The following is a 12,609-nucleotide window of genomic DNA, read 5'->3' on the forward strand; positions in this document are numbered from 1 at the left end:
GCTGTCAGTTGGATGAAAGGTTTTCACTCAGCCATTCCACCGCGCGGACTCCTCTCACCTCGTGAGCGCCGTCAAACGGATCCCACTCCAACTGTCCGGCTGCCTGCCGGGTTTCATAAATATCACGGAGCATTCCTACTGCCTGTTCTGCGCCCTTGAATGGGAAGACAGGATCCATCCGCCCGGATTCAATAAACAGCGGGCGCGGTGCCATGAGGCCGATAAAGGCGGGAAGTTCTGCATAATGCAGCAGACCAGGCACGTAATTATCCAAACAATGTTCCATCGGCCACAAGCTTTCCTGATACGTGTTTACAAACCCGGAAAGCACTGCCGCCTGGATTCGTTCATCCAGAGCGGCAGTATACGCCGCAATCAACCCCCCTCCGGAAAAACCCATGATCCCGGGGCGGATTTCATGGACATCTGAAAAGGCAGCCACATCATCAAGAAGAAGTCTTGCTTCCTGCACGCGGAGACCAGCCAGTGTTTTCCCCACGGAAAGCAGCTGCGCCGCCATTTTGTAACAGGATTTGGGACGGGAGTGGAATTTGTCTTCTTCCAGCCTGCGGTCCCCAAAGCCGATGATTTCAGGCGCAAATACTTTAAATCCCCGCGAAGCAAGCAAAGATGCAAAATGACGGTGAATTCCGCTGTTCTCGTCTGCCTCTTCCCCATTTTCTTTCAGCCCTGCAATCTCCCGGCTTCCATATCCGTGACCATGGAGTGCCAGAACAACCGGATGCCGGCTTGCTCCGTTTTTAGGCGTAAGAACGTATACAGGGCCCTGCCGATCATCAGTATAATGAAACAAAAATCGTTCCCGCCGGTACTGCGGCAGCTCTTTCGTTTCTATGATCTCAGGAGGACGGTCCGACTTCTTTTCCTGGAAACCGCCCAGTATCGAAGATAAGGCGGCTTTGTTTACAGACTGCTCCGCCCGGCATTGTTCTGCTTCTTGATAAAGCTTACGAAAGTATTGGTCTGTTTTATAATCCATCAGCATTCCTCTCCATGCTGTATTCCTTCGACACTCTCCTCTTTTGTTCCTGCTATCCCCCTTACATTCTCCTGTATAAAGAGTTTTTCCGGGGGAATCAGTTCTTGGCAGCCAGGTACCTGCGTATTGCGTTGACAGCCAGAAGTATAACGCCGATGCTTAACGTCAGAACCCCTGACATGCTGTAAATAAATTGGTTCGTTGGATGCCCTGCTAAAGTACTTACACTGTCCATGACGAGCGGAGACATGAACTGTCCAAGGTACATGAAGCTCTGCACAATGGCCATCGCTGTCATCACCTGGGCACCGGCAGTCACACCGGCAACCCCGTTATAAATAGAAGGAATCAGCGTGCCGGCACCAAGCCCCATTAGAAACACACCAAAGGCAATCGGCAGCACACTGGACGTAAAAGCTATAAGGGAAAACCCTGTCCCCATGAGGCTGATCTGCACCGGCACCGTGTAGGACTGCAGCATGTGCTTCACTTTTGCCAGCAGCAGACCGCCGGCCAGTCCGCCGAGCATCATCACAGCAATGATAACACCGGAGAGCGAGGCACCGGCGATATTATTTTCCTGCAGATAGATCGCCATATTCGTCGGAATCGAATAGAACAACACAAACACAGCAAACATCGCGGCTGCCAGACCGATAATACGTTTATCAAGCCTCCCGCCGCTTCCTTCTCTTTCATATGCTGCTGGAGCGCGCCGTGGTAGAAACAGCAGTACCAGCACGAAGACAAGCACAGCAAGAGCATAAACCAAAAAGGTAAAGCGCCAGCTGACGGCTGCCAGCAATCCGGCTGCCACCATGGAAATCATACCGCCAAGCTGATTGGAAGCACTCACTTTGCCCATCATCGACGTTCGTTCGTTTCCTTCATAATAATCCGAAACAATGCTGGTCGAAATAGGCATAATAAGTCCCACAGAGATGCCGAGAATCGCTCGTGTCGCAAGCAGCATCCATATGTTTTCCGCCAGTCCGCCGCCGATACCACCTATGATGTATAACAGCAGTCCAGGGATAAGAATCGCTTTTTTGGAATATCGTTTCGTGAGCCAGCTCGATACGAACGTAAATGGAATAATAAAGACAGCATGCATCGTATTCACTAATTTTACAAGCGTTCCGCCTGCCTCCGGAAAAGCACCTGTTATTTCTCCGAGGGCAGGGGAAATAGCGGCCCCGGCCATTACGGTAATCAATGAGATAGATAAAATAGCGAGCTTTTGAGCCATATATTTCCTTCTTTCCAGAATGTTTTAACATACATGGTTACCATATTAAAAAGAAACCCCGAGACTCAAATCATCTGTTCGAACGGCCGCTGCACTTTTTCATCAAAAAAAGCCCCTTTGCAGCTCATATAACGCTGAAAGAGACTTTGTTGTTTTTACTGATGCTGCAGTTCTTCCACACGGACTCCCGGATTCCACTGAAGATGGGAATAATCCTGAAACTGCTGCCAGTCGCCTCCCCATTCAAATCCAATGCGTTTGGCAATGTCTCCGGCTTCCTGCCAGTCCGGTGTGCCATTATTGTTTCCATCATATTCTGTATTCCAGGTCACTTCCCCGTTTTGCTTTCTCAATGCGAAATCAACAGCCAGTCCGTAATTATGATAAGACTCGCCCCCTTCAGCATTGGTGACAATACTGCCTTCTTCACTGCGGCCCTGGGCATAAAGGTCGTTCTGCTGCTCTTTTGAACGGTACCCCTGGGTAATCACAACATCGATGCCCTGTTCAGACGTCTGTTCCACAAATTCCTGCTTCATTTCCTCGACTTCAGGGTGCAGGCTGGAACGGGCTGCCATCTCTTCCATCCGGTCTTGTCTATCCTGCTGCCAGGCTGCAAATAGAATGATAGAAAGGATGCCTAATAATGTAAGGTCCCAACCAGAATATAGTGTCATCATCCGTTCCTTTCTACTGGTGTTACCGGCAAAGATACGGGATGACAGCAGAAGTGTCAATCCAGAACCCTTCCTATTTATTTGGAGAAACTGGAAGGATGAAATAAAACAGACTTCCTTCTCCCTCTTTGCTGTCCACTCCCACTTCTCCCCCGTGGGAGCGCACAATTTCTGCGGAGATGGCAAGACCGAGGCCTACCCCTTCTTCCGTTTTTACTACATTGGCGCCGCCTTTGAAAAAGCGCCGGAATACATTTGGAAGTTCTTCCTCATCAATTCCCGGACCATTATCCCGGACGGCTGTGATAATCGAATGCCCGTCTTCGTTCTCCTCTTCCTGCAGCACCAGCGAAACGGCCCCGCCGGCAGGTGTAAACTTTTTTGCATTCATCAGCAGATTGGAAAGGACCTGCTCCATACGAATGGGATCAATGAATACCATCCAGCTCCGGCCGGAAGAAAGAGAGTCCTCCATAGTAAACGAAATTCCCTTTTGTTCTATTTCTTCTTTATAGATAAAAAATATGGTTTCTACGTAGTCTCTCATATTTCTTTCTTCGAACGTATACGTGATTCCTCCGGATTCCAGCTTAGCGAGTTCTCTCAAATCATCTGTGATCTTCTGAAGAAACAGGGTTTTATTATAAACAAGCTGCAGATACGCCGGGTCTCCCCGGTCTATGACACCGTCCAGCATCCCTTTAATGTAACCTTGGATAGAGGTCATCGGCGTACCCATCTCGTGAGAAATATTAGACATTAACTCCTGCCTGGCACGGTACATGCGTTCCAGCCTGTGGTTGGCATTCTCCAGTTCCTGATTTGTTTCCGACAGTTTCCGCGTACGGCGTTCCACCTTGTCCTCGAGGGTTTGATTTGCCTTTTCCAGCCTGTCGGAAAGTTGACGGGAGTGGGTAAGAGCACGCGTGAAACGGCTTGCCATAATGAAGGACTGGGCAAAAAGGTAAAAAAACACCCCGATTGAAACGGTTTCTCCTGTATTGATAACGTGATTGTAATGCAGAACATCATTCACAACGAAAGCAAGCAGAACGAGCATGGCGCCGGCGTGAGCACGAGATCCCCGCCGTCCACGGCGAAGCGCAGTCCATAACACAATATTAATGTAGACAAGTACCAGAACAGCCGCACTCTGAAGAAACATCATGCCTTCTGTGAAAATCCGTGCCGGTGTAACAAGAATGATGAGAGCCATCAACGAAAACAGAGTCAAAAATGAATTCCGTATCCATCTATTCATATCGCGGCTGTACTGTGTATAGATAAATAAAACAGCACACATAATGCCAAGACAGGGAGCCCAGTATTCGAACTTCACTGTCCATTCCCAGGGAATGCCGGAGAAAAAGCGAAGAAACAGCACTTCCCCAAGCAGCAGCGTCCGCGCCGCCACAGCCAGACAAAGTCCGCCGAAGAAGAGAGGAGCGGTATCGCTCGGACGGAGTACAAAAATACCAAGATGATACAACCCCATGACAAGCAGACTGACTACAAGAAACACCTCCCGGGAGGTGTTTTGGTCCCTCATGCTTTGAATATCTTCGGCCCGACCGATATAAAAGGAGTCCCACCACCCCGATTTACGCTGATGAAATTCGGAGACATGAAGAACAAGATCAATCGTATCCGACTGCGGTTTAAAATAGGCGGTCTGCGGATGGTGTTCCGGCTGCATGCTGGTGCGGTTCACACCAACTTTCCCGTTCTCCGCTGTAAGCTGTTGATCCACCCACAATGTATAGGCTGTCGCAATTTCAGGTATATAGATACCGGACGTATCGTTTTGCATGCTTTCAGGAATCTCAATCTCAAGATGATACGTTCCGTACCCTTTATCCGGCAGGGCGCCTCTTCCGGTCTCCATATCCGACCAGCCTGAAGGAGTCTGGACATACCAAGGTTCCAGCCCCTCACCGGATAAAGCGGCAGGAGAAACAAATTCGCGCCAGTAAAACTCCCACTCTCCATCCAGCGCATATACAGCATCTTCCTGCTCCCCGCCCGGAATGGTTAATTCTCCATTTGAAGCTTTTTGGTCGTCTATATGAATGACATTTCCGCACCCCGCGAGCCCTGCCGCCAATGCCAGGAACAACGCGTAGATTATCGTTTTCATTCCGTAACCGCCCCATTCACACAAGAAACAGAAACATTTCTCAGCTTTACTATATTAAATGATATCATACAAAAGGGCTAAACAACTTCGATATTGTATATTTTCATTACAAAACTTTCTTTCTTCTTCCCTTATTGCACAACTTTAGACACAGGTCCTTACTTCCCCTGATAGGAATTGTTGATTTTCAAAAGGTATTTAACATTTACCGCATTACCTTTTTCAGCCATCTATTGTAAGATATAGTTGCATTTTAATTGTAAGCGCTTACTAAAGGGAGGGGACAGATTAATAATGAAAAAGTCTGCCATCATGTTATCTGCTGCTGTGGTTTGTTCGTTGATGGTGCCGCAGGTTCCAGCTGCTGCTTTTACAGATCAAAGTGCAGAACAGGCACCGGTACAATTGGAAAATCTGGACCGTGGACTGAAAGCCGTAGATGTTACGGAAGGTGTTTTTTTAAGTTGGCGTTTTCTGGCGGGAGAAGTGACCGGATATTCCGATGAAGGGTTAACCGGCACGAATTTTCACATTTACCGGAATGGAGAAAAGATAGCAGAAACAGAGGACAGCACCAACTATTTAGATGAAAACGGAGAAGTGGAAGATGACTATTTTGTTAAGGCTGTAATGGATGGAAAGGAACAATCGAAAAGCAAAAAAGTAACTCCCTGGGAAGAAAACTACTATGAACTGCCGCTGCAAAAGCCTGATGGTGGTGTCACGCCGGCCGGCGAAACATATACGTATGATGCCAATGACATGAGTGTCGGCGACGTTAACGGTGACGGGCAGTATGAATATGTTGTGAAATGGGACCCGGATAACTCCAAGGACGTCTCCCAGAATGGATATACCGGAAACACGTATATTGACACGTACACCTATGATGGAGAACTGCTTTACCGGATTGACTTGGGCAGAAACATCCGCTCAGGCGCTCACTACACCCAGTTTCTCGTCAGTGATTTTGACAACAGCGGTAAGGCGGAATTGATGTTCAAAACCGCTCCCGGGACAAAGATTATAAAGTATGATGAAGACAGAAATAAAGCTTCAGAGGAATACATTACCATGCCGGAAAAAGATAAGAAAGCCGGTTACAGCCATTCCGACGATTACCGGATGAGCAGTGAAGATTACTATAATCACATCGTTGAAATGTTTATGGGGTGGCATGAGCACGAAGAAGTTGTAAATGGCAGGTGGCCGGAAACGTTAGAAGAAAGTTTCGGCATCGAACAACGATATCAGTATCCATTATCCAGAGAAGATGCTGAAAGCCTTGCCGATTACTTCATGGATGAATACGCGCCGTCCCGCAGTGAGCGGAACAATTTACGTGATCTTGAAGGGTTCATTCTGGAAGGACCGGAATACCTCACCGTATTCAATGGAGAAACCGGTGAAGAACTGGAAACGATCGATTATAAACCTGCCCGCCATGATGATGGATTAATGTGGGGCGATTACGCCATGAGCCGAATTGAACCTGGCAACAGGGTGGACCGATTCCTGGCAGGTACAGCCTACCTCGACGGCAGGAAGCCGTACGCCGTGTTTGCCCGCGGCTATTACACGAGAACCTCCCTCGTTTCCTACAGCTGGGATGGTGAAGAATTAAAAGAACATTGGAATGTAGACAGCGGCTGGACTCCGATGGACAATCCGTTTCATGCCAGCCCGCATGGAACTCCTGGAACCAATGAAGAGTTCAGCTCTCTCACCACACAGGGGAATCATTCCTTCAGTACAGCAGACGTAGATGAAGATGGAAAACATGAGATCATTTACGGTTCTGCAACCATTGATCACGACGGCTCTCTCCTCTACAGCTCTTTTGATACGCTTCCCGAAGAGAGCGCGGACCCTGGAGCAGAAGCCCGTTTAGGACATGGGGATGCGATGCATGTGGCCGATATCGATCCTGACCGTGAGGGGCTTGAAATCTTCACGGTACATGAACCAGGTGCAAATGCCCCCTACGGTTATGCCCTGCGGGATGCAGAAAACGGAGATGTTATTTACGGAAACTATACCGGGGAAGATACAGGACGCGGCATGATCGGTGATGTCGATCCTGAGCACGCGGGACTCGAAACATGGGCGGAAGGCTTATGGACCGCGGATGGAACGCGTATCAGTGAAGAGATGCCCGGAACGAACATGAATATTAAATGGTCCGCCGACATGACCACTCAGATCATAAACGGCGCCATCGATGAAACACCTGTCATTAACGACTGGAAAGAAGGCACCGTTCTTACCGCCGATGGTACCAGAACCAACAATTACACCAAAGGCAATCCCGGACTTGTCGCTGATGTGTTTGGAGACTGGCGCGAAGAAATGCTCGTTCGCACCACAGACAGTTCAGCCATCCGGATGTATATGAACACAGAAGTGACAGACCACAAACTTTATACGCTGATGCATGACCCACAATACCGAACCGGGATTTCCTGGCAGAATTCAGGATATAACCAACCGGCTTATCCAAGTTTTTATTTAGGCTCGGATATGAACTGGGGAGAGGTTCCGGTGCCTGTACTTCAATCGAACAATCCTCTTTGGCAGCTGCAGAACACGTTTGAAATGTACTCCGAAAACGGGGAAATCAACAAATCCATGGAGCGGAAATTAGGCAATACACTGCGCCAGGCAAAACATCATGAAGAGAAACAAAACAAAAAACAGGCCCGGCATTTCATGTATAAGTTCACCTCCCATCTGATGATGCCAAGTGATGAAAGCCGCATCAGCCAAGAGGCTGCAGATGAGTTGAAACAACAAGCCATGCAGGTTCTCCGCTCGTGGTAGTCAAAAAAGAGTTTGGGACAAAAGCACATGATGCGGCAGATAACACGAATGTTCCGGGTCACTAATCAAAAGGTGTATAGCAGCGGAGCCAAAATGCTTTGACTCCTGCTCAGAACAGCACGAGTCACGGGGACCCCGCAGGATGCGGTTTTCTTCCGAGGGCCCGCAGGATGCGGGTCAGGTCGGCGCCCGCCAGGAGGTGCCGATCTTAGCCGATCTTCCTCCTTTTGAGCCATGCCCGCGGCATAGAAGACACGATGAGCCCCAGCGAATCGATGCCGCCCTTGTGCTCTGGAGTAAAAGCAAAGCATTTTGGCGTAGCGGCTTGTCTCAGCAACGAAAAATACCGAACGATTTTTTGAAATCGTTCGGTACTTTTCTATCTTATAGAAGTTTTGTCTCAGACTCTTTTTTCGTTGTATAACCTAGCTGGATGCTGCCTGATGTTCTTCTTCTTGATAATTGGCGGCTTTTTCGTGTTTTCTCGACCGGAGCCAAAAAGAAAGCACGAGTGCAATGAAGGCAAGAATAGTACTTCCCATAAAGGCCCATTGATAGCCGTTCAGCTGTGCCAATCTCATCATCTGGGAACCTGCTTCGGCTTCTGTGCCGGCACTGGAGCGTGCGGTGCCGATACCCATCATCGTAACGAGCATGGCGGTTCCAATGGAAGCTGAGATCTGCTGCATTGTATTCATCATCGCTGAACCGTGCGAATACCATTTTTGTGGCAGTTGGTTCAACGCAGAGGTTACAACCGGCATCATGGCAAACGAAAGACCGAACATGCGGATGGCATAGATGGTTGCCAGGTACGCAAACGATGTATCCAGCGTAATATTGGTAAAGAGAAATGTCGTTATGGTCACAATAGATAAACCAGTGATCGCAAGCCACTTCGCTCCAAACATATCAAAAAGATGACCGGTAATAGGCGACATGATGCCAATGACAATGGCCCCCGGAAGAAGCATTAAACCGGACTCCAGCGGAGAGAAGTTGAGAACGTTCTGCATATACAGCGGCAGCAGGGTTTCAGCCCCTATCATGGAAATCAGCGCAGCCATGGTAATGACAATGGATATCGAAAAGATAGGGAACTGGAACAGCCGGAACTCCAGCATCGGAACGTTCATGCGAAGCTGACGGCGGATAAAGAAAAACAGAATGACAAGGCCTGCCAGAATACTGAGTACGACCGTTGTCCCGCCTTCTCCTCCTTCAGCGATTTTACTGAAACCATACAGAATTCCTCCGAAACCAAAGGAAGATAGAATAATAGAAAGAACATCAATCTTCGGCTTCGTCAGTTCCGTCACGTTCTGCACACAGAAGTACGCCAGCGTAATCGTGACAGCAACGATAGGGAGTACCGTATAGAACATCGCTCTCCATTCAAAGTGTTCCAGCAAAAAGCCTGAGAGCGTGGGACCAATGGCCGGAGCAAACGAAATCACAACACCGGCAAGACCCATTGCAAGTCCCCGCCGCTCCAGCGGCACAACCGCGAGCAGGACCGTCATCATAAGCGGAAGCATAATACCGGAACCTGCTGCCTGCACGACCCGTGCCAGCACAAGCACAGAAAAAGTCGGAGCAACAGCTGCAATCAATGTGCCCAGACCAAATAGTCCAATAGCCGTTAAAAACAGTCCTCTTGTTGTAAAGCGTTCAATCAGGAACGCCGATATCGGAATCATTATACCATTTGTCAACAGGAAGACTGTTGTCAACCACTGTACGGTGCTTTCCTGCAGGGAAAACACATCCATGATGGTCGGAAGCGCCGTGGCGAGCAGCGTTTCGTTGATAATACCCATAAATGCCCCGGCCATCAGGGACACAATCATCAGCCACTTTTTCAGCGGCGGTAAATTCCAGGAATCATTCATTAATGAACTCATGATTCGATACATCTCCTTTCCATTCTTTCCAGATATGAATAATATCTTCTATTCTTCTTGATACATAGGATCTCTGCTGCAGCGCCTCCAGCAGCGCTTCAATCAAAAACACACGCGGATGATCGTGCTCCAGCTCTTCGAGGATCAGCTCCATCGTCTGCTTATCCTGCCGCACGTTCTCCTCGGCATAGCGGCTGGTCACTTCCGCGAGCAGAAGCTGCATCTGCCTTTTCATACCGTCTCTTCCTGAGAAATTCTCCAGCGTCTCTTCTATCCCGGCCGGAAGTACAGGTTCGAGCTGTGGCAGCTGCCGTACTAAAGCATGCACAGTTTCAAATATAAACGAGGCCACCTTCCATAGCGGAACCGGCTGGCTGTACCACATCAGCAGCATGACGTATTCTTTCAACACACCTTCCATCACAGCCGTTACATCCTGGAGAAATGGAGTGATCTTGCTGCCGAACGCATCTTCGAGAGACTGCTGGTGCCAGCTTCGCAGCACGGTTTGAAACTCTTTAATTTTCTTGTTGACCTCACTGTTTTCTGTCGGCATGAACTCGGTGAATAGAATTCGAAAAAAAGACCGGTATTCCACCGATTTCTCAAGCTCCAGACGTATTTTTGATATAAGCTGTTCGTGAGCGGGGAGATCCTTGCCGGAACTGTATAATTCCGCTTCACGGAGCAAGGTGTTCTGGTGACTTTCCAGTAAGGTGAGCATCATCCCTTCTTTGGAAGCAAAGTGCCTGTAAAATGCACCCTTGGATATCCCGCAGGCTTCTGTGATCTGCTGAATCGAGGTGAAATAATATCCCTTTTCGGAAAACAGCTCGATCGCCGTGTCCATAATTTCCTGCTGTCTTTCACTCACCAACCTCCCCTCCTTTCTGACCAACCAGTCACAAAAAGTAATTATTGAGTCACAACGTACATCTTAGACCCTTTTTTTGCTCTAGTCAACGAATGCGCACAACATTAATTTTTTCTTAACAAAGCCTGTATACCCGACCTTTTGTCTGTCCGGAATAATGGTTTGCGGCGCTTTGAAGCATGCGTTTCACCCTATCAGAAGATGAAAGATGAAGAAAGTTTCCTGCTTCCTTATTTGTAATAAAGGGAGAAATGAGGAGAGTGTAATCCCGGAGAGGCTGTTGATGCTGGCTCGGGATGTGGAGCGGCAGGGAAAGCAGATCCATTGTCTCTTCTCAAAAAAAGAGCTGCCCGGGTGGACAGCTGCTCCATTCGTATTATCCCTGCTGAGCGGTTGGACGTACCAGAATTTCGTTAATCGCCACTTCTTCGGGCTGTTCCATTGCATACCGGATAGTGCTTGCGATGTCTTTTGGCTGAATCGGGGTCATATTGCTGTTTTCCAACCCTTTCAGCACGTCATCATCGGTAATGGTTTCAGGAAGTTCAGTCGCTACGGCCCCCGGCGAGATGATGGTTGTACGGATGTTGCTCTCTGCCAGAGCCTCTTCCTGACGGAGTCCTTCTGTAATGGTACGCACCGCATGTTTGGTTCCGCTGTACACACTCATTCCAGGTCCGACAGTATGACCGGCAACGGAAGAAATGTTGATGATATGTCCTGCTTTCTGTTCGCGCATCGTCGGAAGGACGGCTGCAACACCGTAGAGAACGCCTTTAATGTTAACGTCCACCATTTTGTCCCACTCATCAACTTTCAGCTTGTCCATAAAGGAGAGCGGCATCAGTCCGGCGTTATTGACGAGAACATCAATCCGTCCGTACTGGTCCAATGCCTTCTGCGCCAGTTCCTGAAGCTGCTCACGCGACGTAACGTCCGTCACGTTGTAGACAGCGTTTCCACCGTTTTTGTTGATTTCGTCTGTTAACTCCTGGAGACGTTCTTCCCGGCGGGCAGCCAGGACAAGTTTTGCCCCATTGTCGGCCAGTTCTTTGGCAGTACCCTCTCCAATTCCACTGGAAGCACCGGTCATAACGACAACTTTATCTTTTAGGTCAGCCAAAACATTTCCTCCTTTTTATGTGTTTCTCTCTTATTATAATAAAAAGCATTGTCCACCCAAAAAGAAACGCTTTATCCATTATTAGAGGACGAATAGTAAACCTCTTCATACGGCTGGATCATGACAAAACCTTCTCCTTTAAATTCCATCTGTACGGATTCACCGCTCCCGCGGCCGAAAAACGTTTTGACGTTGATATCAGTGCGGAATTCTGGTTCAAGATGTCCCGACCATGCTACTGTCGCATTGGGATCGGTAATAATCGGCTCTTCCGGTCTTACAAGCAGAGTCAGCGGTTCATAGTGAGATGTGATAGCTACGGGGCCCGTCCCCTCCAGCGACACATTGAAAATGCCGCCTGCCATCATACCGGCTACTTTTTTCATCAAGTTAATATCCCAATCCAGGTTCTTGTCAAAAGCAAGTAAATCGTTACCGTTAACGGTCAGGGATTCATTCTGCAGGTTAATAATGGTCACCTTTTTGCCCTGTTCGGCAAGATACAATCTTCCCGTCCCGCTGGCGTTCATCAGAGATGTATCTTCTCCGGAAAAGGCCTGTTTAAAAAACTTACCCAGCCCGTGCTCCATTATGCCTTCCCGTTCGAATTTTATATCCCCGGTATAAGACACCATCGATCCTGTCTTTGCCCATACATCACCGTTCAAGTTCACTTCAAGAATTCTCGGTGTTTCCAGTTCGAAAAATTCCCTCTCCGCATCATCTTGTTTCGTCTGCTGGATTAACTCCTGGATGGAATAGCTGCTCATCTTCCCAAACCCCTTTCAGCATATGTTCTCTCCCTGTATACGTAAAATTCCGAAA

9 protein-coding genes are annotated in these 12,609 nt (G+C 48.5%); 1 reads left to right on the forward strand and 8 read right to left on the reverse strand.

The annotated features are described in order from the left end of the window. Positions 1 to 4 precede the first annotated feature (4 nt). The 4 genes from ACFSUB_RS11665 to ACFSUB_RS11680 all read right to left on the reverse strand — a co-directional run bounded on the left by ACFSUB_RS11665 (position 5) and on the right by ACFSUB_RS11680 (position 5,063). Positions 5 to 1,000 (reverse strand): alpha/beta hydrolase family protein, encoded by a 996-nt coding sequence (locus ACFSUB_RS11665; RefSeq protein ID WP_380713429.1) that lies wholly within the window; start codon positions 998 to 1,000, stop codon positions 5 to 7. A 97-nt stretch (positions 1,001 to 1,097) separates the two neighbouring features. Further along, positions 1,098 to 2,249, reverse strand: a complete 1,152-nt coding sequence (locus ACFSUB_RS11670) for an MFS transporter (RefSeq protein ID WP_380713430.1) — start codon at positions 2,247 to 2,249, stop codon at positions 1,098 to 1,100. Between the two features lie 155 nt (positions 2,250 to 2,404). Then, a complete protein-coding gene (locus tag ACFSUB_RS11675) occupies positions 2,405 to 2,986 on the reverse strand; it encodes a M15 family metallopeptidase (protein ID WP_380713431.1) in 582 nt (193 codons plus the stop codon). A gap of 13 nt (positions 2,987 to 2,999) precedes the next feature. Continuing rightward, positions 3,000 to 5,063 carry a sensor histidine kinase gene (locus ACFSUB_RS11680; RefSeq protein ID WP_380713432.1) on the reverse strand — a complete coding sequence of 688 codons (2,064 nt, stop codon included), beginning with the start codon at positions 5,061 to 5,063 and terminating at the stop codon, positions 3,000 to 3,002. Between the two features lie 294 nt (positions 5,064 to 5,357). Here ACFSUB_RS11680 and ACFSUB_RS11685 point away from each other — a divergent pair, with 294 nt between their 5' ends. Then, the gene (locus ACFSUB_RS11685) at positions 5,358 to 7,883 is read left to right on the forward strand and encodes a rhamnogalacturonan lyase (protein ID WP_380713433.1); all 2,526 of its coding nucleotides are present in this window, start codon (positions 5,358 to 5,360) and stop codon (positions 7,881 to 7,883) included. Positions 7,884 to 8,308: 425 nt separating this feature from the next. Here ACFSUB_RS11685 and ACFSUB_RS11690 read toward each other — a convergent pair whose 3' ends face one another. The 4 genes from ACFSUB_RS11690 to ACFSUB_RS11705 form a co-directional block, all read right to left on the reverse strand. Beyond that, positions 8,309 to 9,787, reverse strand: a complete 1,479-nt coding sequence (locus ACFSUB_RS11690; RefSeq protein ID WP_380713434.1) for an MDR family MFS transporter — start codon at positions 9,785 to 9,787, stop codon at positions 8,309 to 8,311. After that, the gene (locus tag ACFSUB_RS11695; RefSeq protein WP_380713435.1) at positions 9,768 to 10,661 is read right to left on the reverse strand and encodes a TetR/AcrR family transcriptional regulator; all 894 of its coding nucleotides are present in this window, start codon (positions 10,659 to 10,661) and stop codon (positions 9,768 to 9,770) included. The genes ACFSUB_RS11690 and ACFSUB_RS11695 overlap by 20 nt, the downstream gene beginning before the upstream one ends. Before the next feature lie 376 nt (positions 10,662 to 11,037). Then, positions 11,038 to 11,784, reverse strand: a complete 747-nt coding sequence (locus ACFSUB_RS11700) for an SDR family oxidoreductase (RefSeq protein ID WP_380713436.1) — start codon at positions 11,782 to 11,784, stop codon at positions 11,038 to 11,040. 71 nt (positions 11,785 to 11,855) lie between these two features. After that, positions 11,856 to 12,554, reverse strand: a complete 699-nt coding sequence (locus ACFSUB_RS11705; protein WP_380713437.1) for an AIM24 family protein — start codon at positions 12,552 to 12,554, stop codon at positions 11,856 to 11,858. Between the last annotated feature and the right edge of the window lie 55 nt (positions 12,555 to 12,609).

Origin of the sequence: Salibacterium lacus (assembly GCF_042684865.1) — a bacterium.
Lineage (GTDB): Bacteria > Bacillota > Bacilli > Bacillales > Marinococcaceae > Salibacterium > Salibacterium lacus.